Here is a 24938-nt window from a genome sequence, read left to right as displayed (position 1 = left end):
CTCGTTCAAGCACCTTTCTCTTGCCTCTGAGAAGGTGCTTTTATTTTGTCTGTCGAATGTCGCCAAACGGGAAGAAAACAAATTCTGATGTCCCGACAACCCGATCCTTTTCAATGAGGCCAAGTCCATTTCTGCTGTCCATGGAATTGAGTCTATTGTCCCCCATCACAAAGTAATCGTTTTTCGGTACTTTCACTGGACCAAAATCTCCAGTTAAATGCACTTCATACTCTTTCGCATGCGCCTTGTTCTCTTTTAAATAAGGCTCATCTACTTTTTTACCATTAATGTAAAGCGTATCATCCTTCATTTCAATCGTATCACCTGGAAGGCCGATCAATCGTTTGACATAATGAATCTTCTGTCCATCTTTTCCATTAATAATCACGATGTCACCGCGTTTCACACCACCGAGATAGTTAATGGTTTTGTTGACAAACAGCTTTTCCCCGTCATGAAGTGTCGGTTCCATTGACTCTCCTTCCACCACATACGGTTCAAATATAAATGTACGGATGAGCAAGACGAGCGCAAGTGCAATTAAAATGGCTTTGATCCATTCAAACAGTGAACTTTTCTTCTCTGTTTTGGCTTGCTTCGCATCAGATTGAATGTCATTTTCGTTTTGTTTGTTTTCTTCGTTCAAAATACTGCTTCCTCCTAAGACTTTCTGCTAAAAGACTTGAAACGTGAATTGAATAACTTTACTTTATCATATGTCATTTAAAAATTCACAAGACAACCATCTAATTAGATATTTTTTCCTAATTCACTGATGATTAAACAAAAAGAAGCACCGTTTTTCACGATGCTTCTCTTCTGCATTACGCTTCTTGTTGAACCGGTTTTTTCAAAATACCCAGTAAAATCGCTGTCACAACGGCACCGATTAAGATGCTGATGATGTAAAGAACTGGATGATTTGTTACCCAGAAAACAAATAGTCCGCCATGCGGTGCAGGAAGCGTCACTCTAAAGAATTCCGTTAATCCACCAGCAACTGCTGCACCAATAACAGCTGAAGGAATCACACGAAGAGGATCTGCCGCCGCAAATGGGATCGCCCCTTCAGTGATGAAGGCTGCTCCCATGAAGTAGCATGTAATCCCTGCTTCACGGTCACGTTTTGAGAACTTATTTCTAAAGATCGTTGTTGCAAGTGCAATACCTAGTGGTGGAACCATTCCGCCTGCCATAATTGCAGCATGCGGTGCATAGTTGCCAGCAGCAATCATTGCAAGACCAAATGTGTAAGCCGCTTTGTTAATTGGGCCACCCATATCAATTGCCATCATACCAGCTAAAATAATACCCATTAAAACAAGGTTTCCAGTACCTAATGATTCAAGCCAATGTGTTAATCCGTCCATCACCATTTTCACTGGTGTGTTGACAATATAATGCATGATAATGCCTGTAAAGAAAATACCGAACAATGGATACAGCAGAACCGGTTTAATCCCGTCGAGTGTCTGCGGTACGAATGTGAATACTTTTTTGAGCAGTACAACAATGTAACCTGCTAGGAAACCAGCAATCAGTCCACCTAAGAACCCTGCACCTGCTGCTGACGCCATAAATCCACCGACCATACCTGGCGCAAAACCTGGACGATCTGCAATACTCATGGCAATAAATCCAGCTAATACCGCAACGATCAAGGCAAGCGCATTATCGCCGCCAATTCCTTTTAAGACAGCTGCAAATGAATTAAATGAAGGATCCTTAGGATCTGCTGAGTTAATTCCCCAGAAGAATGAAATCGCAACTAAGATACCGCCTCCGACAACAAATGGAAGCATGTTACTTACACCACTCATTAAGTGCTTGTAAAATCCGCTTCTTCCTTTGCCAGATGATTCAGTTTCGTCTTTAGAAGAACTGCCGCCTGAACCTTTATAAATCGGCGCATCTTGATTGATGGCTTTTTCAATTAATTCCTGCGGACGGCGAATACCAGCTGTTACAGGGACTTCAATGACATGTTTGCCTTTAAAGCGTTCCATTTCAACTTGCTTGTCCGCTGCCACAATGATGGCTGGTGCTTCTTCAATTTCTTTTGCTGTAAGGGCATGTTTAATACCGCCAGAGCCGTTTGTTTCAACTTTAATGTCAACGCCCATTTCTTTTGCTTTTTCTTTCAAAGCATCTGCTGCCATAAATGTATGTGCAATGCCGGTCGGGCAAGCTGTTACCGCTAAAATTTTAGCAGGTTTTCCTTCTGCAGCCGGCTCTTCTTGAACTTCCTCTTCTTCTTCATCATCTTGATCATGTGTATTGATGATCTCAATGATTTCATCTTCAGTCGCCGCTTCAAGAAGCTGCTTTCGAATTTCTTCACGCATAAGAAGTGTAGATAAACGAGAAAGTGCCTCTAAGTGCGTGTTGTTTGCGCCTTCAGTTGCGGCAATCATAAAGACAAGATGACTCGGCTGAGCGTCCAGTGATTCATAATCTACACCAGCAGTGGAGCGGCCAAATGCAATGGCAGGCTCTTTTACACTTGCTGTTTTAGCGTGCGGGATGGCAATTCCTTCACCAATACCAGTAGAGCTCTGTTTTTCACGATTAATCACAGCTTCTTTATAGCCCTCTTTATCATTTAACTTGCCTGCTGTATCTAAAACAGTGACAAGCTCTTCAATGACTGCTTCTTTCTGCTGGCTGTCTAATTGAAGCTTAATGGTATGCTTCGTGAGTAGTTCTGTAATTTTCATGATGACTCCTCCTTTAAATGCGTGTGACTTTTACTTGTGGTAATAGTGTGTCGACAAGCTCTTTTGTGCCAAGCTCCTCAGAAAAGGCTGTAGCGCTTCCTGAAGTGACACCAAGCTTAAATGACTCTTCAATTGAAAGGCCTTTTGAAACGCCGGCTAAAAACCCTGCAACGACTGAATCCCCTGCTCCAACTGAATTAACGAGCGTTCCTTTTGGAACATTGGACTGATAGATTCCTTCTTTACTGAATAAGAGGGCGCCATCACCAGCCATGGAGACGATGACATGCTCAGCACCTTGTTCTAACAGCTTTTTCCCATAAGGAATGGCTTCTGCTGCTGATGAAATACTCGTCTCAAACATTTCACCCAGTTCATGATGATTTGGCTTCATTAAGAACGGTTTCATGTCTGCTGCTTTTTTTAACGCTTCGCCAGAAATATCAAGAACAACTCTTACACCTTGCTCCTGGCAAACTTCAGCAATACGCTCATATGTGTTATGAGGTAATGATGAAGGAATGCTGCCAGCTAAAACAACGACATCTCCTTCAGTCAATGAAGAAAATTGAGATAGAAACGACTCAAATTGCGCTTCAGTAATAGATGGGCCGAGTCCGTTGATTTCTGTCTCTTCACCTGTTTTTAGTTTTACATTGATCCTTGTATCTTCTGACACCTCGTGAAAGGCTGTTTGTAATTGTTCGTTCTGTAAAAAATTTTGAATATATTTGCCTGTAAATCCACCAATGAATCCAAGTGCTTTCGATTCAACACCATGACGTTTTAATAGCCTTGAGACATTGATTCCTTTACCACCTGGATATTTTTGATCATAGGTTGAACGATTTAAACCGCCGACTGCAAAATCCTCCACATGTACGATGTAATCAACTGATGGGTTTAAAGTAACTGTATAAATCATGTTTTCACTACCTTTATAACCGTTTTTTCATGGTAATTATCGAATGAATCTTCTTTTGCGTCGTTTGTGATAATGGTGGCTTCCTGTAAACTAGCAAAGGTTGAAAACGATATTTCGCCAAACTTTGAGGCATCTGATAAGATATAGGTTTTTTTCGCCTGTTTCATGGCTCTTTTTTTCATGAGTGCTTCCTCTGGATCAGGTGTTGTAAAACCCGCCTCGGGATGAATGCCATTTGTCCCAACAAAGCTTTTGTCAAAACGATAATTCTCCATCGCTGTCAAAGCTGCGGCTCCAACCATGGCTCCTGTTCGATGTTTCACTGATCCGCCTATCAAGTAAAAGGTAATACCTTTTCTCATGAGGGCTTCAATGTGCATCACACCGTTTGTCACCACGACAATATCTTGATCTGGATCGATATATTCAATCATTTGCTGTGTGGTTGTACCAGCATCTAAATAAATACAGTCGCCCTGTTTTAAAAGAGATGCCGCCGCCTCTGCTACCAATGACTTTTCTTGAAGGTTTTTGGCAGATTTCTCAAATACATCTGGTTCAAGGCGAATACTCGAAATCTTGGCTGCTCCTCCATGAACCCTTTTAAGAAATCCTTTTTCTTCAAGGGCTGATAAATCTCTTCTAATTGTAGATTCAGACGCATCCGTCATCATCGTTAAGTCCTGTATTTTAATGACATCATTTTCTTCCAAGCTGTCGATTATGAGTTGATGTCTTTCCGGTGTTAACATGCGAACACCCCTTTTGAAAACGTATTCATTTTGCGCGCACCTTTATTGTAATCGCTTTTTTCAACATTATCAATACAAAACAATCAAATACATTCAATAACTATCAAAATCTTTCACCATGGTCATCTTACCTTTATATGTACCATTTGTAAACTGAAAAATATGTGACAATAAGATGAAAGTCATGATATTAGCATTTCTATCATTTTTTATTTCATTCAATGGAACTAAAAAAAGCTTCTATGCAATTTGCATAAAAGCTTTTGATGGGTAATGAAGGCGAATGTAAACTGTTTGTATGCTTCTTTCCTCTCCGATTTATTCATACCTGAGCGATTCAATAGGGTCTAGTCTCGCTGCTTTATTCGCAGGAATTAACCCAAAAACAATACCAATGAGCATACTAAACAGTACGCCTCCACATACTACTTGCCAAGATACAAGAGACGGCCAGCCGGCAAATAGTGATACTAACGAAGCTCCGCCTAAGCCAAGTGCAATCCCCATCAACCCGCCAATGAGTGTTAAAACAACAGACTCAATTAAAAACTGGACGAGGATTTGAGCCCTTGTTGCTCCCATCGCCTTTCGAATACCGATTTCTCTTGTCCTCTCTGTCACAGAAACGAGCATAATATTCATCACACCGATTCCGCCCACAAGTAAAGAGATCCCGGCTATTGAGCCAATGATCGTTGTCATAACGGATGTTATTTGACCAATCCCTTCTGCGATTTCTTCCATATTGATCATTTCGTAAGCATCTTCTGTATGATGATTTTCATTTAATATGGCAGCCGCGCTCTTTCCTACTTCCTTCATTTGATCAGCATGTGCGACTTGAATAGACAACTTATCATATTCATTCATACCAAATGTGGAGGTGAGCATCGCAAATGGGACATAGATTTCATTCATATCAAATGAAAACATCCCTTTCTGTTTTGCTAACACACCGATGACTTCAACTGGCTGTCCGTTCATCCAAATCAGTTCGCCTAATGCCTTTTGTCCGTTGAATAGTTCTTTTTGTAAGCCATCTGAGATAAGAGCAGCTCTTCTGCCGCTTCTAAAATCAATATCTCTTAAATCCTGTCCTTCTGCGATTTGTAATGAATGTACATTTGTATACCCTTCATTTATACCGTTAACTGTCGCATCAACTGTCGTATCTTGAAACCTCAGCTGCATTCCTTGTGCAGTCGAGGAGGCGACCTGCTCCACCCCGTTGATTGTCCTAATGCTTTTTATGTCTTCCTCAGTAAATGATGCTTCGAATAAGGCATTTGGATTTGCATTTAATTCTTCGTCAGAAGGCGTATATGTCATATCAATGGTATTGTTTGGACCTGAAATCGATCCTTTTAACATTTGCTCACCGCCTTGACCGATCGCCACGACTGCAATGACTGATCCAACACCAATAATAATCCCAAGCATCGTTAAAATAGAACGTAATTTATGAGCTAAAACCGAATTCAGCGCTATTTTGATATTTTCAAAGAGTTTCATTCATAGCGTCCCCTTGTATCCATCTATCTTCAACAAGCCGTCCATCTCTCACAACGACAGTCCGATTTGTATACGCAGCTATTTCTTCTTCATGGGTGACAAGCACAATCGTTGTCCCTTCCTCATTCAGCTGTGTAAACTGTTCCATAATTGAGATGCTTGTTTTTGAGTCGAGAGCACCAGTCGGTTCATCTGCTAAAATCAGCTGAGGCTTATTGACAATCGCACGTGCAATTGCCACCCTTTGCTTTTGTCCTCCTGACAACTCACTTGGCATATGTTTCATTCGATCTGCCAAACCAACCTTTTCCAGTGCCAATTCCGCACGTTCTTTTCTTTCCTTTTGACTGATCCCAGCGTAAATCATCGGCAGTTCCACATTGCGCCTCGCATTTAACCTTGGCAGCAGATGAAATTGCTGAAAAACAAATCCAATGGATTGATTTCGAATGACCGCAAGCTCCTGATCCTTTGCTCCTGACAGCTCTGAGCCTTGAAAATGATATTGTCCTCTCGTTGGGCGGTCTAAACAGCCAATAATATTCATTAACGTTGACTTTCCAGAGCCGGACGGGCCCATAATGGACATATACTCGCCTTTTTCAATGACAAGATTCATATCACTTAATACATCAAATGTTTCGTGTGCGACCTCATAGCTTTTTGTCACGTTGGAAAGCTGAATCATTCAGCATTCACTTCCATTCCGTCATACATGTCATCTGTTGGATGAGCAATGATTTGATCCTCTGCCTTGATACCTTTTGTCACTTCAAGATCATGACCTGACGTTTCCCCTATGACCACTTTTACTTTTTTCAGTACATTTTTTCGAACAACATAAACGTATTGTCCATCAGTCTCTTTTTTTACCGCTGTTTCAGGAATTGTTTGCGCTTGGTGCTTATCTGTTTGAATTTCCATGATCATTTTAAAACCAGGCTTCGCCTCAGGTTTCTTTCCCTTTATTTCTACCTCAACAGGATATTGAACCGTTTGATCGCTCGAAGTTGTTTCGGCTGCTGTCTGGACAGGAACAGCGCCTACTTTTTTCACGACTCCTTGCCAGCTCTTCCCGCGAATGACATCAGACGTTACCTTCACTTTTTGTTTCTTTTTGATTTTTATGGCATCATACTCTGAGATCAAACCTCGCACGATCATTTTTTTCTCATGACCAATATGGATGATCGGCTGCCTTTCTTCCGCCCCCCCTGCCCCTGCCTCTTGCTCAATGGAAATCACTGTTCCATCAATTTTACTATGTACGGTTAAATCTTCTATTTGAGCCTTTACTTTTTCTTGGCTGATCTCTGCTTGCTTTTGTTCTAATTCAGCCGCTTTCAGTTCTAATTGAAGCTGATCTCGCTCGCTTTTGATATTAGCGCCTGCTTTTTTCTCCTCTAATTCACTCAGCCGATTTTGCAATTGTTCCAGTTTTAATGTACTTGATTCTACGGCTAGTGCTTGCTGCTGCTCCTCAAGCTCCAGTTCCTTATTTTCATATGTAAGAAGCGGCGTTCCAGCCTTTACCTTTTCCCCTTCTTTCACAGCAATTCCCTTCAATTTCCCCTTTTCCTCTTCTTCATAGATGAACTGCTCTTCAGAGAATGAAAGTGTCCCCGGTGTCATCACGGTAGAGGTGATTTCTTTTGGCGTGAGTTTGACTGTTTTAATCGCTGCTGTAGAAGCAGGCTTTGCTTGGTTTTTCGCAATATTAAATCCAATAAATAGTCCAATCACAATAATTAAAATAGATCCGATGATGATTTTCTTTCTCATAAAAACCTTCTACCCCCAGCTTACTGATATGTTAATTGCTGTTCCTACATATTGAAAAATTAACGTTAAGATATAAAAAACGCCTATAATCACCCAAGAAATTCTCGGTGATATACGCCCAACTTGGATGAATAAAAAGCCAGTTAAAACAAGATTCCAGATCACAAATAGATCGATATTGGCTAACACCGCCTGCCATGGACCAGAAATTCGAATGAGCGCGTTTAACGAGGTAACCGTGATGTCTTTTGGAACATGAAAAAGGATGACTGCCAAATGAGAAATAATTGTCCCAATGATCGTAACGGGTGTAATGAACAGGACCGCTGAAAAAAGCTGCCGAAATGATGCATCACCTTTCGCTAAAAAAACGATGAACTTATATATAGCCGCATTGATGACAATTCCAAATACGAGACCAATGAGCGTCACCACATAAACAACAGGTACCGGCAAACTTAAATCTGCCCACATTCCCCTATTTACGAGCTCAGACAAATAAGTTACAACGACTGTTAAAATAAGCACACAAGATAAAGGCCACCAAACAACTGGATTTTCCCATACTCTTTTCAGGTGCTCTGATGGTCTTGTACTCACTCCAATGATCGTAGGTTTTTCCATGTTTTCTTTCATCAAATGTCATCCTCTCTATGTCAAGCAAGTATGCAAACGCACAATAACGCTCTTTTTCTTTCTATTTTATCAAAAGATTGCCAATAAGTGATCGAACATTTGATTTTCTTATTTTCGTTGAGAAAAAATTTTATCTATTATTCTATTTTCACGAAAGAAACCCTTCAAATGACCTCATGATCCGACCATATTCATACCAAGAATCGTGCTTTTACTGACCTAAAAACATTTTATTAAGTAAACAATATGTCTTTCGGAATAAATATCCTTTTCTTTTGGATTCGCATGGTCTTAGATAGACACAACAATTTTTTGTTAAAATAATCCTAGTAATTTCGACAAATCCCGGCTTTATAGGACTATGATTGGTTTCTTTTACAGAACAAATAAGTCTTTAGTATCAATACTTTCATATTAAAAAATTAAAAATAAAGGGATTTTACTTGATCAAAAGTTATTTTTTCATATAATGTAAAATAGAGGTAGGTTAAATGATAGTGGAAATGGAGTCAAGTGAATGTTAAGAGAAAAATTGAAAATGCAATTGATTTTACTGTATGAAAAGGAACAAGAAGCATGGCAATACTTTCGAAAGGAAAGAGAATCGATTTATCATGAGCTCAAATTACTTGATATGAAAGAAAGCAGACCTTCTAATGACAAAATATACTACGCTGCAAGATGTGTAGATATTATCAAAGAGAAAAAGGGAAGCATTGTGAGCACAAAAGAATTAAAGGAACAGCTTCAAGCCCAAACAGATTTCAATGTGAGAAGAATCAGCGAATTGTATGATCTCATTCAGCAGCTCGATCCTCACATTTCTAAAGCAAGAAGGGGATGTTTTATTTACGAAGATCACACCCAAGTACCTCTACAAACTTTTCACACATAAAAAATTGGTTACAGCCGTTGGCCATAACCAAATCCTCTAATATCTATTATCCACCACTTACAGGAGGAATGAGTGCAACAGTGTCCCCGCTACGCACTTCAGCATTTTCCCTCGTATATATTTCGTTGACTGCAACCATTACGTTTTGTGCAGCATCAACACCATATACCTCCTGTAATTCTATTTTAATCTCATCAACCGTTGTTTGATCTTTTTGAATGATGATTTGTTGTTTACCGGCCTTCTCAGCAAGGCCGGCGAACAATAATACATTAATCATGCTGATCACCTTCTTTCTCTGCAAGTTGAAGATTGCTAGGTTTACCTTCTGGATATGAAACCGTTTCAAGCTGATCACCTATCCAGGCCTCTCCGTCTTCCCAATATTCTTTTTTCCAAATGGGAACGATTTCCTTGATTCGTTCAATGGCATATTCATTGGCTTCATAGGCAGCCTTCCTATGAGGAGACGAAACGGCGATCGCAACAGCAATATCCGTTATCTCAAGTGTTCCAATCCGGTGCACAATCGCTGCTTCAGTGTCAGGCCATCGATTCTTGATTTCTTGTCCAATCTGCATTAGCATGCTTTCCGCCATTGGTATGTATGCTTCGTAGGTTAAACGCAATGTTTTCTTGCCGTTTGTCCATTCTCTGACCGTCCCAATAAACGTCGTAATCGCCCCTGCCTTTCGTCTTGTCACATGCTGAATCAATTCGTTTACCTCAATCGGCGTTTTTGTTATTTTAAAAAGTTCGCTCAAAACGTGCCGCCTCCCTTCAATAAGTGAAAAGCAAATGTCATCCCGCGCTTATCAAAAGCTGAAAACACAGGAAACGGGTAATTTTCGGTTAATTGATCTTCTTGAGAAAAATAAATAGCTGCTTGTATATTGGAAAGAGTGGAAAGGTCAATAAGCTCCTCTTCATTCTTTACACAAACGATTTTGCGATAAGGCGCCTGTTTGTACCCCTCTATGAGAACAGCGTCTAACGGAAGATGCTGACACATGTTGAGCAGCTGTTCTAACGTGAAGTCCTGCATCGAAAAGTGAAATTCACCTTCTCCTTCCACACCTGCGGCATAGGCACCTGCCTGAATATATCGATCAGTATCTTTTTCTTTGACAAGACGATCTGGTGTCCCGCCATGTCCATGGTGTTTAAAGCAGCCTAGCTTCAGTCCTTCACGTTCGGCCAGCTGACAGAGCTTTTCAATCAATGTGGTCTTGCCGCTATTTTGAAAACCGACCACCTGTAATATGCTTAATTTGTCATCCAGCATGGAGACCCACCGCCTTTGTGCTGAAACAGCAGAACATCAACTTGATCACCTGCTTGAAAACCTCTTGTTCCCCCAGGCAGCATGATGAAACAGTCAGCCTCTGCAATAGAGGTCACTGCACTTGATTTATCAAGACCTGTCGGAGTCACACTGATCTGACTCCCAGTGAATTGAAGAGCCGCCCTGACAAAACGAGTAAACGGATTGGCTTTTGGAAAATCATGTGTGAGTTTCGCCTCAGCAAAAGCAGGAAACGGATTTTCTTTCATATACCATTTATAAATGATCGGTTTCACAAATAATTCAAAGCCCACAAAACAGGCAGCAGGGTTTCCAGACAGCCCAAACAGCAATTGACCATTCGGCATTGCAGCCACAGTCGTCACACTTCCAGGTCTCATGGCTACTTTATTAAACAGTACCTTGGCTCCCAGCTTTTCATAAATGGCAGGCAGAAAGTCAAAATCACCCACAGACACACCGCCTGTTGTAATCAGAATGTCTACCTTGCTCATGGCTTCTTTTACTGCATGATAACTTTTGTCAAAATCATCGGAGACTCCGCCTAAATCTAGCGGATCAGCTCCGGCCTCAAGTACCTGCGCATAGACCATACTCAGATTACTATTTCTAATCTTGCCGTCTACCATGGCATCACTTACTTGAAGAAGCTCTGTGCCCGTAGAGATAATGCCAATCACCGGTTTTTTGACAACTGGCACTACCGCATATCCAAATGTCGCCAATAGAGCCGTGACGCCAGAAGTGACAGCTGTTCCTTTTTTGACCATCACGTTTCCTTTGAGAACCTCTTCTCCTTGACGAGAAATATTGTCTCCCTTTTTCAGCGGTCTTTTCAGTGACATGAATGATTTGCCGTCTTTTTCGAAAGTCTTCGTCAGCTCGATCATGATGACGACATTAGCTCCATTTGGAATTTTTGCCCCTGTCATAATACGGATGGCCTGAAAGGGACCGATGGTTTTTGCTGAGACCATTCCTGCACCAATATGATCAATGACCTCGAATTCAACTGGATGCGCACTTGACGCTTCTTTTGTATCTTCTGCCCGAAGCGCAAATCCATCATACGGAGAACGATCAAATGCCGGAACATCATGGTCTGCCAAAATATCTTCTGCAATAAACCTTCCAAGGCTATCCTTTAAAGGGACCCATTCTATTTCTCCATGTTTTTCGTATTGGTGAACTTTCTTTATGGCCTCTTCTACTGGTATTGGCTGCCGTCTTTCCATCACACTTCACTCCTATATCCCTAGCAGTCTTGCTAGTAATGAATTGGCTTCTTTTTCATCATTTGTTCCATGGATTAATGCACGTCCTCCTTTGAAACAGACCATCCGGTAATTTTCGTAGCGTACATGGATTAAGAAGTCGTTTACTTCCACCTCACAAATAGATGAGAGCCGCTCTTTCATATGCTGAAATGAGAGTTCTGCTAAATCCTTTGAAACAATTTGAACAGTGTCACGTCCGCAAAGGACCGTCGATTTTTTACGCTGATCATGTAAATAAGGATAGGTTCTTGCGATGCCGCAAGTTGGACAGTTCTTCTCTTTAGTTAGAGATAAATCCATTTTAAATGATGTGGACTGCCAAAGATCAAACGTGACAAATTTCCGCTCGATTTGATCTTCATGCCCTGTTAAATATTTTAGTGCCTCTGTTTGCTGATAAGCAGAAACCATTTGAACAGCAGGTGAAATAATCCCCGCTGTATCACACGTCAAGCCGCCAACAGGCATTGCCGTGAACACACATGATAAACATGGCGTTTTATCCGGCAATATGGTCATATACATCCCCTGACTGCTCACACAAGCGCCATATATCCACGGCGTCTTCGTTTCTAGTGATAAGTCATTCATCACCATTCTTGTCTCAAAATTATCTGTTGCATCAATGACGATATCTGCTCTCTGGAATAACGGCCTTAACAGCTCCGCCCCTGCATCTTCAATCAGAGCGTGTATGGTCACTTCATGATTGATCTGCTCGAGACGTTTTTGTGCCGCAGCTGCTTTTGGTACATGTGCCTTTGCATCATGTTCCGTGTAGAGCTGCTGCCGCTGTAAATTTGAAAATTCCACATAATCACGATCGACAATCGTAAGCGTACCGATGCCAGACCGGACAAGCCCTTCCGCAGAAGCGGTACCAAGTGCACCGGCTCCAACGATCAGAACATGACTTTCAGCCAGCGCATTCTGTCCTTTTTCCCCAACCGGAGGGAACAAGATTTGTCTTGAATATCGGTCATTCAATGCTGTTCTCTCCTCACCGTTTTTTATGTATCATATCATACCGTTTTCAGGTAAATCGCTTCTTTTATTGATATTACGAAATTCGTTAGATGTTACGTTCAGTTCTTCCTCTGAAACGATGTGCACCTGAAGCTTTTGAAGCAAATCTTTAATGGCTAATTGATTCTCTTTTAAACACGCGCGAATAAACGGCAGAGAGCGGCGGTGATAAAGTGCAAATAAAGGCTGTAATCTGCCCTGAACAAGCGGGATAATGGCATCTGCGTGCTCACTGCAATAGGACGATAATACTTCCGCCGTTTTCTTCCGTATGAAAGGCATGTCACACGCCGTCACTAAATACCATTCTGCTTCTTGCTTTTGCATCGCTGTATATATGCCGGCAAGCGGTCCGCATCCGCGCACCTCTTCATCATCTAAACACACACTTTGTTCCCCTCTTGCTTTGAAAAAAGGAAGAAGCGATGGATGGCTGATGATGACAGTCTGCCCGTCTAAAAGCTGCTCTTTCACATGCTCATATAATGGTTTCCCTTGATACATATGACTTGCCTTTGGCTCTCCAAAACGTCTGGAAGCTCCTCCAGCTAAAATCACATTCACTACGTGCATCCTCTCATCCTCCTTTGATATGGTTGTTCTAATCGCACTCCTTTCGCATACTTTATTGGTAACATGAATAAGGAGGGTCTATCGATGAACAGGCGCCATGCTTCTCCCCTATTCCATGATCTATCTCAAGAGAATTTATACTTAAAAGCTGAAACTGCCAAATATCAACAAATGATCTCTGATTTACAGTCCTCATATACGTATTCTAAAAATAAGAAGCTAACTCAAGAATATCATGAGATAAAAAAGGATTACACGCAATTAAAACAACAACTGGATGAAATAACCAATGATCAACATGATGCTGCCTCAAAAATACAGGATCTCTCTTACAGCAAAACAGAATTGTTACATAAAATGGTCCTTCTCCATGAGATGCTGCAAAAGGAAACCTATCATAGAAGAAAAGAAACCGAAGAAAAACACAGGCTGCATTTGAAAGTTGTCAAATATAAGGAAATCTCGCAACAATTAAATGAACGGATAGAAGATCAAGATAAACGACTTGAAAAAGAGGAGAAAAAAGGAAATACTTTATCCGCAGTGATTGAAAAGCTGCAGCAAAATTTGGGCGATAAAAACGCAGAGCTCCATGTATTACAGGAAGGCGTCAGACACCTTCAAGAGCGTTTTTATGAAACGCAGGAGAAATTACTGCAAATTGAAAAAGCAAAAGAAGCGATTTTTTATGAAACGCTCACGAGCTATCAAAAACAGTTAGCAGAAAGCGAGGAATGGATCGCATCTCATTTTGCTGATATTGACCAGTCAGCACAAACAAATTCACAGCCATTCTCACGAGACCGCATCCTGCAAACGACAGAAGAAATCGAACCGATTTTGAAGAAACTCAACGAACAAGTTCAAACACTTCAGGAACAAGTCGATGCTGTGCAGCGTAATGGAGAAGTCATGACAGTCAAAATCGACGGCTTTAAAAAACAGCGTGATCACCTGCCTAAGGAACGCAAAATTGTCTATACAGTTGATCAAAAGAAGTAATTCTCGAATAAAAAAACTGCTGGCTTGACGCCCAGCAGTTTTTTTTAGTTATTCGTCTTCTGTTTGAATGTCGCCTTCTAAAATATACTGTCCGCGATAAGGCTTCTTCACTTCAGGATACATTTTAATTAAGCTTTGCATAAACGTTGTCATATTTGGGATTTCAAGACCGCTCTCTTTTTCTATCTCTTTTTGAAGTTCTGAGCTTTTAATCGCTGCATTATGACGTTTTAACGTTTTAATCGCAGCTTCACGAAGCTTCGCTGCCTTTGAGCCAGGACGAGCTGTGCCTCTTCTGCGTCTTGTCGATCCTTCAGGAATACCTACAGGTGCACCGTTTAGCTGTCCTGTTCCTAAAGATGATGATTGTGGTTGTGCCGGCTGCTGGTAGCTTCTCATTTCTTGCGCAGCAAGCTCAGCTAATACAGGCAGTGAATCTGTCTTTCTTTCTGTACGTACTTCTTTTTTTGTATCTGACACTAGACCTGTTCCTTGACGGTCTAATTCTCTTAATTTTGCATAAATCGCATCGCGCTCAATTTGATATTCACGGATGACCTTTACTTCTGCCTCGTTTAATTGTTCCAATCGTAAACGTAACGCTTCCCTCTCATTAAACAATGGATTTCCCCCTCATCATATAAAAAATATTCTATAGTAAATATTAGATTAGAAAACTAATTTTATCAACTATTTTTTTATCATTTTACAGTTTGCTAACAGATAGGTATTTTCAACTAAAATTTTGCCAAGGAGGAAAAATCGGCACCCATTTCATTGACACCATAGGCTTTTGACAAACCTTAAAATATTGTAAAAAAATTGAATAAACGCTTATACTACTTGATTTATATAGTTATTTACCTAACTGAAATTTCTTTTGTGCAAAAACGTTCTGAATAGTAAAAAGTTAAAATCTTTACAATTTCATTTCAAAACAAAAATGTAAATAGGTCGTTATACCTTTTTGTTTCAGGGATATTTTTTAATAAACTCCCTCATTTTCTCTTTTCTTAGGAATAATAAACTCGTCCAGTGCAATACGCCGCCTGTTTTTGCCCATGAAAAAACCCCCATTTATGGGGGAAAGCCTATTCTGCAGCCTTTTCAGACTCAGAAAGCACTCGATTGACACGTTTTTCAAGCATTTTCATTCCGCTTCCGCCGGCTTGGAAGTGACGCAAAGCACCTGTTTTATCAAATACATAATATGCAGGTACATATTCGTTTTCAAAGGCTTCTGTTAGGTGATGATCACTGTCCACAAAGATTGGCTGCGTGATTTCATGCTCTTTCGCAACTTCTTTGATTTTTTCTAGATCTAGGTCATCTTCTGAACGAGGCATATGAACTGCTACAACGTTTAGTTGATCCTTGTACTCATCACGGAATTGATTGACTTGAGGCATTGCCTCTTTACAAAGATGACAGCTGACTGACCAGAAATGAATCAATGTTGGTTTGTCACCAATCAAATTTTCTTTTGTTACTTCTCCATTTAACCACTCTTTTGCACCAGTTAGTTCTGGCATTGGTTGACGTAATTTCATTATGAAGCGCCTCCATCCATTGTATGTGTCGAAACAAAAAGGTCTAACATCAGTTAGACCCTCCTGTTTCTTCAGTTATCAATTAAAGTGTTTTTTGACCAGGTTTCCAGTTCGCTGGGCAAAGTCCACCAGTTTGTAATGCTTGAAGAACACGTAATGTCTCATCTACATCACGACCGATATTGTTGTGGAATACTGTTTGGTATTGAAGTTCGCCTTCTGGGTTAATGATGAATAAACCGCGAAGAGCAATTCCTTCTTCTTCAATTAAAACGCCGTATTCTCTAGACACTGTGTGGTTAGTATCAGCAGCTAACGGGTATTTTAATTCACCTAGACCATTGTCTTTACGGTCTGTATTGATCCAAGCAAGATGCGTGTGGATTGTATCAGTAGATACACCGATGATTTCTGCATCTAAATCTTCGAACTCGTCATAACGATCGCTCATTGCTGTAATTTCAGTTGGGCAAACAAATGTGAAATCCATTGGATAGAAGAAAAGAACTGTCCATTTGTCATTCTTCATGTTTTCCTCTAAACTTACTTTACCAAATTCCTTGTTAGCAAGTACTGCTTCCATTTCAAAACGTGGAGCTTGTTTTCCTACAAAACGCTCTGCCATATGTAAATCCCTCCAAAAAATAATATCTTTATACAGTCTTCTTAGCTGTATATAAAATGAGAATCGAAACTTGAAATTCTCATTTAGTTAATAACTTCACAATTACAATTATAATACTTATGCGATTTTTAGTCAATATTAATTAATAATAAATTTAATTAACGATTTGTCACAATTCCTGCTTCACCTATCAAAAGTTTAACATGACTTGCATAAGGGAACAAATGATTAGCTTCTCTTTTAGAGCATACATAGAAAGGTTTTGAAGATCATGAGAGCATTTCAACAAGTAGATTGGGTTTCCATTATCCTCAATAGCAGTATGATTTTGCTAAAACTAGTCGCCATTTTTGCCATTTACTTTATCATCAGAGCCATAGGAAACAAGATGATTAAGCGAGCCTATTCCACATTCGCTGAAAAGCATGAAGTCTCTTTATCAAGAGCACAGACGCTGCAAAGTCTGACGTTAAATATTTTCGCCTACTTATTGATTTTTATTCTAGTTGTGATGATCCTCGACTTATTTCATTATAACCCGACTGCTTTGCTGGCAGGTGCAGGCGTTGTAGGACTTGCGATCGGTTTTGGCGCTCAAGGGTTAGTGAGTGATATTGTGACCGGATTCTTTATACTATTGGAAAAACAATTTGATGTAGGAGAATATATAACGGTCGCCGGCTTTGATGGGATTGTTGAACAAATTGGACTAAGAACCACACAGCTTCGAAGCTTTGACGGCACCCTTCATTTTATTCCTAATCGCAGCATACTAAATGTGAGCAATCATTCAAGAGGGACGATGCAGGCACTCGTTGATATTGAGCTGTCTCCGGATGAAAATGTGGATCAGATGATCACAGCCCTTCAAGCTGCCTGTGATGAGGTGCGGGAGGAAACTCCTCAAATTATCGAAGGTCCTCAAGTTGTCGGCGTGGAGGCGTTCGGTTCTTCCTCTCTTGTGCTGCGCATCATAGCGAAAACCGAAACAATGGAGCAATGGCGGGTAGAACGAATCTTGCGCAAAAAAATGAAAGAAGTACTCGATATAGAAAAAGAGCAAAAAGAACCGGGATCATAATCTACCGGTTCTTTTTCTTGTTTTATTGAACACGCTGTTCTACTTCTTGGCAAATTTCATCAGCCGTCATACCTGATGCTGTAATAACAGATGCCTTTGTTGTTGTGTCTGAAATGCCAAGAACATTTGAATCTAATCCTGTGACGACATAACAGTCACACTGATCCATTTGCTGTTCATTTTGAATACGTACGACATCATACCCTTTTTGCTTCAATAGTTCTTCTACATCGGATAAAGATTGTTCTACACCAATTCTTGTCATAATCAAGAACACCTCCTGTTCATAAGGTGTACAGGAGGCAGCTCGATTATTCATTCACCAGCTTGCTTTTTAAAATAAGCCGTCATGACATTCACAGCTGTTTCAATCGCGTTTTCATCCGGCTGGAGCTTTGCATGATGCAGGCCGTATTCTGAATCGACCCCTAACCAAAACATGAAGCCGGGATATTTTTTCAGCATGTAGCCAAAATCTTCTCCTGTCATGGCTTCTCTGCATTCAATCACATTCGCAAGCCCTTCTTCGGCTACATATGACATAAATTCCTCTGTCAAATCCTTTGAATTGTCCACTTCGTAATAAGACGAAGGATAACGAACAGTTGCTTTGCATTCGTAGCCAATTTCAATTCCTTTTGCCAATGCTTCAATTCGCTTTCTCACCTTGTCCATAGACTCTGGCGAAAGTGTGCGAATGGTACCGTCAAGCTTTGCATGCTGCGCAATAATATTTTGAGCCGTTCCGCCGGTAATCGTGCCCACTGTAATGACCGCACTATCAAGGGGATCAACATTACGCGAAATCACCGATTGCAGCTGACCTACAAGAGCACTTGCAGCAACAACCATATCATTTGCTAAATGAGGATATGCTGCGTGTCCGCCTTTTCCTTCAAGCTCAATCAAAAGCTCACTCGTATTGGCAAATAACAAACCAGGCTTTGTAGCAATTGTTCCAACAGGATATTCAGGTGCGATATGCAGCGCTGTAATAAAGTCTGGCGTCCATTTTTTGAGAACATCACTTGTAAGCATTGGTTCGGCACCGCCTGGACCTTCTTCTGCCGGCTGGAAGATAAATAATACGTCTTCTTTGATCGGTTCATGAACGAAATGATCGATGATACCAAGTGCAATGGTCATATGAAGGTCATGTCCACATGCATGCATCTTCCCTTCATGCACAGATTCAAATGGATACCCTGTTTCCTCGGGTATAGACAGGCCGTCCATATCTGCACGATAAGCAAATACGCGCGTTGGATTTGTCCCTTTCACTTTTACAAAAAGCCCAGTTCGCCACGTTTCAATCTCAACTCGATCTTTTGAATAGGTGTCCAAATGCTGAATAAGATACGCTTGTGTTTTAAATTCTTGGAAACCAAGCTCAGGGATTTGGTGTAAATCTCTTCGAATGGATATTAATTGCTCACGATTTAACAAGTGAACTCACTTCCTTTCTTCTATACGAATAAGACGTGGATATCTCATCCACGTCTTTGTCTTCAGCTGCGAATTATATGAATTAAAGCTGACGCAGTTCTTGTTTGATTTCAGTCTTACCTTTTGTTTTTTCATCGATGTCTTTGATTTTCTTAGCAGGTGTACCTGCTACAACTGTGTAAGGCTCTACATCGTTCACAACGATCGCACCTGCAGCTACTACTGCACCTTTACCAATTGTCACGCCTTCTAGAACAACAGCGTTCGCACCGATGACAACGTCATCTTCTACCACAACTGGTTTAGCAGACGGCGGCTCAATAACACCTGCAAGAACAGATCCAGCACCGATATGACAGTTCTTACCTACCGTCGCACGGCCGCCAAGCACCACGTTCATGTCAATCATCGTACCTTCGCCGATTACAGAACCGATATTAATAGAAGCACCCATCATAATGACTGCATTATCACCGATTTCAACTTGGTCACGAATGATTGCCCCTGGCTCAATACGGGCTTTAATGTTTTTCAAATCTAACATCGGAATTGCAGAGTTGCGGCGGTCATTTTCCACGACAACATCTTCAATTTTGTCTTTGTTTGATGCTAGCACTTCTTGAATTTCACTCCACTCACCGAAAACAACTCCAGTGTTTCCTGTGATGAATGTTTTTGCATGTTCACCAAACTCAATACCTTCTAAGTCACCTTTAATATAGACTTTGACAGGTGTTGATTTTGTACTATTTTGAATAAATGAAATAATTTCATTAGCGTCCATTTGTTTCATGTATGTATGTCCTCCTCTTAATTTATACTTCATTACTGTACCAAAGGAGTGTTTTAATGACAAGTGAAAGAGTCATCTCCTCAATGGAAAATAAAACAAGCGGGACCGATTATCCCGCTTCTTGCTGGTGAAGCTGAACAAATTGTTTACCAAAAGAAATTAATTCGTCTTCTTCCTCTCCTTCTGGATTCAGCTCAATTTTAACTGATGGGAGGACAATGTCACCGCCAAGCTCCTTCACTTTTTCTTCGATTAGGTCAACAGCTCCGCAAAAATGTTCGTAAGATGTATCGCCAGAACCGAATACTGCAAATGCTTTTCCCGTTAAATCAAGCTCTTCCATTTCTTCATATAAATCAATAAAATCATCCGGAAGATCGCCATCTCCCCATGTATACGCACCTAACATAATGTGCGAGTAATCATTAAGCAGCTCCGCATCAATATCCATCGCTTCATGCCGGTCCACGCTGGCTCCTGCTTCCGTTATACCTTTTTCAATTAAATCTGCCATCGCTTCTGTATTTCCAGACATCGTGGCATACACCAATAAAACCTTTTCTGTCACTTTTTCTTCCTCCTTATCAATGAATCAATGCAGGCTCCTCATACGGCCTGACAAACTTACTTTCATATAAACCCGCACAGAAAAAGTTTTCGTTTTGATTGGCTACACGAAAACCGTGTCCTTTGATCGTATCAAACCATTTGAGCTCTTTTTGCTCAATATCAAGCTGATACACTTTAGAAAATCCGTGTTCGTCTTGTGAGGTAGTCACATACACAATGCCATTATCCTCTGATACATCCAAAAATGATTCTTCTCTAGCAAAGGCCTGTGATTGAATATCATGCAGAATATTTGTATGTAAATCTAAAATTTGAACAGATCCTTTTTTGCCTTTTTTTGAACCTAATGCACAAACAAGAAGATGTTCATGACAGAGAAGCATAGAAGCTGTCATTCGGTGCTCCTCTCTGTTTAGAAGAAAAATTTGTTCACTCTGCAAGTCATACACCCATATTCCTCCGTGAACTTCATGAATCTGTGTTCCAATATAAAGGTGGTCACCTGCAGCACATAAAGAACGAATGACCGGCGGATGATTCACATGAGCAAATGGCTTCATAATTTCCCAGGAAATTCCGAAATCATTTGACACATAGATACTATGTTTTCCATGCGCACATACAAACCCATCTTTGCGTCCTGTAATAGACCAGACGACTGCGTTTGTTGGAAATGAAGATAACGCCCATGTATTGCCTTCATCTCCTGATCTAATCACTGTGCCATTTTCACCAACACCGAATAAATAAGGGCCAATATAGCTGATCGCATGAATTTTATGCTTGAGCTTAAATAGCTGCTGCCATCCGCTCTCCACACTATAGTGAAAAATACCTTCACGTTTTACAGCAACAAAGTATCCACCACTTTTAGATGCTGCAACGGCTGTTGCTCCTTTATGAAACATGATTTTCAACTCGTTTCTCAGACAAAGCGGCCCACGTTAAAAAGCTCACAGCAAATTCCTGACAGCACGCCACATCTTCATCTGTATCCGGTGCAAGCTCCATTTTTAATGTTTCAGGAAAAACAGATGCACCCGTTGATTTCAGCATGTCATGGAATGTATGGACAGCCTCGCAAAACTTTGGATAGCTGTAATCACCCGATCCAAAGACAGCTGCTTTTATGTGACTAAGTTCAAGAGTAGAGACCTCCTCATAAAAATCCTCTGCTTCATATGGCAAATCTCCATCACCCCAAGTATAAGAACCAATGAATACGTAATCGTATGAGGATAGGTCCTCTGCGTTCGTATCATCAAATTCCATCATCTCTGTATCTATCCCTTTTCCTTCAAGTGTTTGCTTTAAGATCGCTGCCATATCTTCCGTATTTCCAGACATACTCGCAAATGCAATTAGTGCTTTCATCTATCGGTCACCTCATCTAAATGATAATCATTTTCAATTATTATATGTACACTTTAAATGATAATGATTTTCATTGTCAAATGATTTCATAAAAAAAAGTACCTCCCTATTCCAAGAAGGTACTTACACGGCATCATTTTCAAGCATTTCTTTAACCACACCAACAAATGCTTGTACCTGTTTTAACTGAAAAGACGCTTCATAGCCTAGCAGCCATGTGTCACGGCCGATTTGCTCTCCGTTCACATCAACAAGCGGTGTTTTATAAACACTTTTTTCGTGGTCATATAGAGTAACAGAAGGCAAAATGGCGTAGCCGATGCCGTGGTAGGCCATTTGTTTACATGTTTCAATTTGGTCTACTAAAATCGTCTGCTTTGGAGATACTTTAAATTTTTGATGCCACCAGTGCTGGATTTCCTGATAATACGTGCTGTCGCTTTTAAATTGGATAAATGGCCGTTCAGTCTTGATTAATTCATCTACGTCCTTGATCACGGAATCGACTAAGTATAAATGATCTGTCATCAAGTATTCCTTTGTCCCCTTCCAATCAGGGTTTCCGCGAATGATTCCTATGTGCACATGGTCTTCATACAAGCTTTTGAGCATTTCACTGCTCCAGCCGGTAACGAGTGACACCTTGGCATTTGGATATTTTTCGACATACCGTTTTAACACCTTTGGCAGCCAGTGCTGTCCAATAATCGACGCCACCGCAAGCTTGAGTGTACCGTGAATGTCACCCTCAAGTTCATCAATTCGTTCTCTCACTCGATCCTGTTCAACCGTTACTTCTTTTGCAAATTGGATAATCTGTTCACCTGCTGAAGTCACGGTCAGCCCCTTTTGTGAACGAAAAAAGATTTTCGTTCCCCATTCCTTTTCGATCGTCTGCAATCTTTGCGATAATGCAGGCTGAGAGACAAAGAGCCGTTCCGAAGCCTTCCTCATATTCAATTCTTCACTTAGCACAACAAGCATATGTAACTCCTGAAGCTGCATGGGCGTCCCCTTTCTCTCTATAAGTTTTTCTTATTTCATATGCTCATTATATAAATTTTAACTTATGAAGGCAAAAAAAATAAGCTGGGCTGCAGCTCATTTTTTCGCGGAATGAATGACCTCATTTAAGCGCTTTAATACAACTCGTCGAGTAAAAATGCCTTCAAAGACTTGCTCCTCATTTACTACACAAACAAATCCATTATTCGTCACAGCGTGAACGCCTTTTATTACAGGATCTGTCGTTTTGAGTCTCGGAATATCCTTCAGCATAACCTCTTCGACCTTCAACTGGTCGAGCTTCTCAAATTCGATTCGTTCTAAACCGAAGATTTTATCCATAATCATATTCGTTCCAATTAACCCGTGTAAATGATAAGAAGCGTCTAATACCGGAATAGCTGTATATCCTGTTTTGGTTAGGACCAATAGGGCATGCTCAAGGTTATTGCCAATTTGAACATGTGCGACTTTATCTGCATCAATCATATGCTCGGCTACTGTGGACTCAAGCAATTGAGTCGGCTCTATCTCTATCATGTTTCTTCGACCCCTTTTCTCTCAATCATCAATCATACATTCCCCATTACGATTAAGCATAAACTAAAACGAATTTTGTCGAAAGATTTTTTCTGCATAAAAAAGATACTCAGCCCCCGAGTATCTAATAGAATGTTAAAGCAATATTAATTCTCAAACCTTACTCTGTCATACAATGTGATCAATTGCTTATACGTATTGTCGTCGACATTTTTTGTTCCACATTCTATATCATTGATCTCACTGCTTAGTAATTCGACAGCATATTCCTGATTCAGCAATACGTTTAATAATAGCTTTTTCTCTTCTTCATTAAAACGATTTTCGATGACGCTCATTCAACATCAGGCCCCCTGTTTCATATATGCTTTTATATTGATTAGCAGGCTTTTGAATGTCTGCTTCCTCTCTATACAGCTAGAATAAGGAACTAGAATCGAATCGTCAACCGCACGTTTCGACAAGGTTTGGAGAAAAATGACGGAATTTATTTTGTATATCGATTGGCATAGCAAAATGCTGCATATGAGTCGGGTTTTATTTTCGCTTCAATTCCCATAGCTGTGATCATTCCGGTCATTTCCTGGATCAGCTCTTTTGTACTTCCTTTTTTGCCAATGTCCAGATGGGCTTCAAAACGAAGGTCTGCCCCTTCCTCAGCAAACGGAAGAAGCAAATCCATCAGTTCTGTTAAAGGCCCCTCAAGGATGTCTGCACATACCTTTTGGCTAAACGCTGTCTCTAATGAAATTTTTTCTCTAAGACTTTGCACGGGTCTTTCAATCACTTGTTGTGTGAGGCAGCCCCAAGCTCCTTTGCCAATCCGGTGGAGATGAATTGCAGTCATAAATGTTGTGACATTTTGATTGACCTGAGAGTCCGTACCAATTGATAACACATAGGCGGACCTAGGGTCTTTTCGAATAAAGTCTTTCATTCTCATGACGACATCAGAAAACGCTAAACGATCTTCAGAAAGATTGTAGAAAAAAGAATCACTCACAGAAAGGAACTCCTTTTTAATGGTCTCTTATCCGAAAAATGCGCTGATTAACTGATTGATCATCTTCCATTTGTACATATCATCTATGATGATCCATGTATGCTGCCGCAATAAACGAAGGAATCCTCAGAAAAAACATTTCATACGATTCAGCTTAGGATTGTAGAAGCTCAAAAATCTCAATCGAAATCATATCAATGTTGTCAAATGGGAAAGTGTTTGGCTTATCCCCTTGTTGAAAAACAGTCAATTCAAACGTTTGATTCTTTTCGAAATACTTAACACTACAGATTTTCTCACCGTTCACTTCGAAATAACGCTGTGCCGGCTCGTTTGCAGCTTCTGCTGTCTCTTGAAGACTTTGCAGCCTTGTAATGATACCCATTAATTGTGACATTCTAAAAAAAGACTCCTTTCAAAAAAACAACTCAAGATGAACCCGTATTGATTATACACAAGTCCTACAAAGCATCATACCATAAAGTGTTCTCAGATGATATTTTTCCTCTTGAATTCAAAAAAAGAAAAAGAATCTGTTTTTTTAGTTT

At 40.4% G+C, this 24938-nt stretch carries 31 protein-coding genes; 3 read left to right on the top strand and 28 right to left on the bottom strand.

The window, feature by feature from the left end; genetic code table 11:
* Nucleotides 1–40: 40 nt before the first annotated feature.
* The 8 genes from lepB to NSQ72_RS06830 form a co-directional block, all read right to left on the bottom strand.
* Nucleotides 41–613 (bottom strand): signal peptidase I, encoded by a 573-nt coding sequence (gene lepB, locus NSQ72_RS06865; RefSeq protein ID WP_029706712.1) that lies wholly within the window; start codon nucleotides 611–613, stop codon nucleotides 41–43.
* Nucleotides 614–824: 211 nt separating this feature from the next.
* Nucleotides 825–2717 carry a PTS fructose transporter subunit IIABC gene (locus NSQ72_RS06860; protein WP_058837767.1) on the bottom strand — a complete coding sequence of 631 codons (1893 nt, stop codon included), beginning with the start codon at nucleotides 2715–2717 and terminating at the stop codon, nucleotides 825–827.
* Between the two features lie 13 nt (nucleotides 2718–2730).
* The gene (gene pfkB / locus NSQ72_RS06855) at nucleotides 2731–3642 is read right to left on the bottom strand and encodes a 1-phosphofructokinase (protein WP_059376998.1); all 912 of its coding nucleotides are present in this window, start codon (nucleotides 3640–3642) and stop codon (nucleotides 2731–2733) included.
* Nucleotides 3639–4394, bottom strand: coding sequence for a DeoR/GlpR family DNA-binding transcription regulator (locus tag NSQ72_RS06850; protein WP_039178192.1), 756 nt, complete (start codon nucleotides 4392–4394; stop codon nucleotides 3639–3641). The genes pfkB and NSQ72_RS06850 overlap by 4 nt, the downstream gene beginning before the upstream one ends.
* Before the next feature lie 318 nt (nucleotides 4395–4712).
* Nucleotides 4713–5906: an ABC transporter permease gene (locus NSQ72_RS06845; RefSeq protein WP_341083653.1), complete on the bottom strand. Its 1194-nt coding sequence runs from the start codon at nucleotides 5904–5906 to the stop codon at nucleotides 4713–4715.
* Nucleotides 5893–6594, bottom strand: coding sequence for an ABC transporter ATP-binding protein (locus tag NSQ72_RS06840; RefSeq protein WP_341083652.1), 702 nt, complete (start codon nucleotides 6592–6594; stop codon nucleotides 5893–5895). The genes NSQ72_RS06845 and NSQ72_RS06840 overlap by 14 nt, the downstream gene beginning before the upstream one ends.
* Nucleotides 6591–7688, bottom strand: a complete 1098-nt coding sequence (locus NSQ72_RS06835; protein WP_341083651.1) for an efflux RND transporter periplasmic adaptor subunit — start codon at nucleotides 7686–7688, stop codon at nucleotides 6591–6593. The genes NSQ72_RS06840 and NSQ72_RS06835 overlap by 4 nt, the downstream gene beginning before the upstream one ends.
* Nucleotides 7689–7697: 9 nt before the next feature.
* A complete protein-coding gene (locus NSQ72_RS06830) occupies nucleotides 7698–8324 on the bottom strand; it encodes a YIP1 family protein (RefSeq protein ID WP_341083650.1) in 627 nt (208 codons plus the stop codon).
* A gap of 517 nt (nucleotides 8325–8841) precedes the next feature.
* Between NSQ72_RS06830 and NSQ72_RS06825 the strand changes: the two genes are divergently transcribed.
* Nucleotides 8842–9219: a Rok-like winged helix domain-containing protein gene (locus tag NSQ72_RS06825; protein ID WP_034281609.1), complete on the top strand. Its 378-nt coding sequence runs from the start codon at nucleotides 8842–8844 to the stop codon at nucleotides 9217–9219.
* 46 nt (nucleotides 9220–9265) lie between these two features.
* Here the strand turns inward: NSQ72_RS06825 and moaD are convergent, their stop codons facing one another.
* From moaD to NSQ72_RS06795, 6 genes are read right to left on the bottom strand one after another with little or no spacing between them, the layout of a single operon-like run.
* Nucleotides 9266–9499: a molybdopterin converting factor subunit 1 gene (gene moaD / locus NSQ72_RS06820; protein WP_039178180.1), complete on the bottom strand. Its 234-nt coding sequence runs from the start codon at nucleotides 9497–9499 to the stop codon at nucleotides 9266–9268.
* Complete coding sequence (locus NSQ72_RS06815) at nucleotides 9492–9983, bottom strand: molybdenum cofactor biosynthesis protein MoaE (protein ID WP_151284253.1); 492 nt, start codon at nucleotides 9981–9983, stop codon at nucleotides 9492–9494. Before NSQ72_RS06815 ends, moaD begins: the two co-directional genes overlap by 8 nt.
* Complete coding sequence (gene mobB, locus NSQ72_RS06810; protein ID WP_039183079.1) at nucleotides 9980–10504, bottom strand: molybdopterin-guanine dinucleotide biosynthesis protein B; 525 nt, start codon at nucleotides 10502–10504, stop codon at nucleotides 9980–9982. Before mobB ends, NSQ72_RS06815 begins: the two co-directional genes overlap by 4 nt.
* Complete coding sequence (locus NSQ72_RS06805) at nucleotides 10486–11763, bottom strand: molybdopterin molybdotransferase MoeA (protein WP_341083649.1); 1278 nt, start codon at nucleotides 11761–11763, stop codon at nucleotides 10486–10488. Before NSQ72_RS06805 ends, mobB begins: the two co-directional genes overlap by 19 nt.
* Nucleotides 11764–11772: 9 nt before the next feature.
* The gene (locus NSQ72_RS06800) at nucleotides 11773–12789 is read right to left on the bottom strand and encodes a thiazole biosynthesis adenylyltransferase ThiF (RefSeq protein WP_144495018.1); all 1017 of its coding nucleotides are present in this window, start codon (nucleotides 12787–12789) and stop codon (nucleotides 11773–11775) included.
* 30 nt (nucleotides 12790–12819) lie between these two features.
* Nucleotides 12820–13401, bottom strand: coding sequence for a molybdenum cofactor guanylyltransferase (locus NSQ72_RS06795; RefSeq protein ID WP_341083647.1), 582 nt, complete (start codon nucleotides 13399–13401; stop codon nucleotides 12820–12822).
* A gap of 84 nt (nucleotides 13402–13485) precedes the next feature.
* Here NSQ72_RS06795 and NSQ72_RS06790 point away from each other — a divergent pair, with 84 nt between their 5' ends.
* Nucleotides 13486–14403 (top strand): sigmaE regulated sporulation protein, encoded by a 918-nt coding sequence (locus tag NSQ72_RS06790; protein WP_341083646.1) that lies wholly within the window; start codon nucleotides 13486–13488, stop codon nucleotides 14401–14403.
* 48 nt (nucleotides 14404–14451) lie between these two features.
* Here the strand turns inward: NSQ72_RS06790 and rok are convergent, their stop codons facing one another.
* The 3 genes from rok to ahpA form a co-directional block, all read right to left on the bottom strand.
* Entirely contained in the window at nucleotides 14452–15024 is a 573-nt protein-coding gene (rok, locus tag NSQ72_RS06785) for a transcriptional regulator Rok (RefSeq protein ID WP_024426871.1), read from the bottom strand.
* Between the two features lie 470 nt (nucleotides 15025–15494).
* Nucleotides 15495–15953, bottom strand: coding sequence for a TlpA family protein disulfide reductase (locus NSQ72_RS06780; RefSeq protein WP_059376979.1), 459 nt, complete (start codon nucleotides 15951–15953; stop codon nucleotides 15495–15497).
* Between the two features lie 82 nt (nucleotides 15954–16035).
* The gene (gene ahpA / locus NSQ72_RS06775; RefSeq protein ID WP_003211758.1) at nucleotides 16036–16578 is read right to left on the bottom strand and encodes a biofilm-specific peroxidase AhpA; all 543 of its coding nucleotides are present in this window, start codon (nucleotides 16576–16578) and stop codon (nucleotides 16036–16038) included.
* A 271-nt stretch (nucleotides 16579–16849) separates the two neighbouring features.
* Here ahpA and NSQ72_RS06770 point away from each other — a divergent pair, with 271 nt between their 5' ends.
* Nucleotides 16850–17659: a mechanosensitive ion channel family protein gene (locus NSQ72_RS06770; protein WP_024424726.1), complete on the top strand. Its 810-nt coding sequence runs from the start codon at nucleotides 16850–16852 to the stop codon at nucleotides 17657–17659.
* 22 nt (nucleotides 17660–17681) lie between these two features.
* Here the strand turns inward: NSQ72_RS06770 and NSQ72_RS06765 are convergent, their stop codons facing one another.
* From NSQ72_RS06765 to NSQ72_RS06715, 11 genes are all read right to left on the bottom strand, one after another.
* A complete protein-coding gene (locus tag NSQ72_RS06765; protein ID WP_024424725.1) occupies nucleotides 17682–17924 on the bottom strand; it encodes a YkuS family protein in 243 nt (80 codons plus the stop codon).
* 50 nt (nucleotides 17925–17974) lie between these two features.
* Nucleotides 17975–19105, bottom strand: a complete 1131-nt coding sequence (locus tag NSQ72_RS06760) for an N-acetyldiaminopimelate deacetylase (protein WP_341083645.1) — start codon at nucleotides 19103–19105, stop codon at nucleotides 17975–17977.
* An 82-nt stretch (nucleotides 19106–19187) separates the two neighbouring features.
* Entirely contained in the window at nucleotides 19188–19898 is a 711-nt protein-coding gene (dapD, locus tag NSQ72_RS06755; RefSeq protein ID WP_039178160.1) for a 2,3,4,5-tetrahydropyridine-2,6-dicarboxylate N-acetyltransferase, read from the bottom strand.
* 109 nt (nucleotides 19899–20007) lie between these two features.
* The gene (locus tag NSQ72_RS06750; RefSeq protein ID WP_039178158.1) at nucleotides 20008–20466 is read right to left on the bottom strand and encodes a flavodoxin; all 459 of its coding nucleotides are present in this window, start codon (nucleotides 20464–20466) and stop codon (nucleotides 20008–20010) included.
* A 16-nt stretch (nucleotides 20467–20482) separates the two neighbouring features.
* A complete protein-coding gene (locus tag NSQ72_RS06745) occupies nucleotides 20483–21376 on the bottom strand; it encodes a WD40/YVTN/BNR-like repeat-containing protein (RefSeq protein ID WP_034281596.1) in 894 nt (297 codons plus the stop codon).
* A complete protein-coding gene (locus tag NSQ72_RS06740) occupies nucleotides 21366–21842 on the bottom strand; it encodes a flavodoxin (RefSeq protein WP_039178153.1) in 477 nt (158 codons plus the stop codon). Before NSQ72_RS06740 ends, NSQ72_RS06745 begins: the two co-directional genes overlap by 11 nt.
* A 123-nt stretch (nucleotides 21843–21965) precedes the next feature.
* Nucleotides 21966–22847, bottom strand: a complete 882-nt coding sequence (locus NSQ72_RS06735) for a LysR family transcriptional regulator (protein ID WP_024424721.1) — start codon at nucleotides 22845–22847, stop codon at nucleotides 21966–21968.
* Nucleotides 22848–22943: 96 nt separating this feature from the next.
* Nucleotides 22944–23387 carry a cyclic-di-AMP-binding protein CbpB gene (gene cbpB / locus NSQ72_RS06730; protein ID WP_039178150.1) on the bottom strand — a complete coding sequence of 148 codons (444 nt, stop codon included), beginning with the start codon at nucleotides 23385–23387 and terminating at the stop codon, nucleotides 22944–22946.
* A gap of 146 nt (nucleotides 23388–23533) precedes the next feature.
* Nucleotides 23534–23725 carry an antirepressor AbbA gene (gene abbA, locus NSQ72_RS06725; protein WP_003210802.1) on the bottom strand — a complete coding sequence of 64 codons (192 nt, stop codon included), beginning with the start codon at nucleotides 23723–23725 and terminating at the stop codon, nucleotides 23534–23536.
* A gap of 149 nt (nucleotides 23726–23874) precedes the next feature.
* Nucleotides 23875–24390: a ribonuclease H-like YkuK family protein gene (locus tag NSQ72_RS06720; protein ID WP_039178147.1), complete on the bottom strand. Its 516-nt coding sequence runs from the start codon at nucleotides 24388–24390 to the stop codon at nucleotides 23875–23877.
* Nucleotides 24391–24544: 154 nt separating this feature from the next.
* The gene (locus tag NSQ72_RS06715) at nucleotides 24545–24787 is read right to left on the bottom strand and encodes a YkuJ family protein (RefSeq protein ID WP_003212254.1); all 243 of its coding nucleotides are present in this window, start codon (nucleotides 24785–24787) and stop codon (nucleotides 24545–24547) included.
* Nucleotides 24788–24938: the final 151 nt, after the last annotated feature.

It is taken from the genome of Bacillus sp. FSL R5-0659, assembly GCF_038008785.1.
GTDB classification, from domain to species: Bacteria; Bacillota; Bacilli; order Bacillales; family Bacillaceae; genus Bacillus; species Bacillus safensis.
Note: the sequence above shows the minus strand (reverse complement) of the source record. Positions and strands in the feature narration are given on the sequence as shown.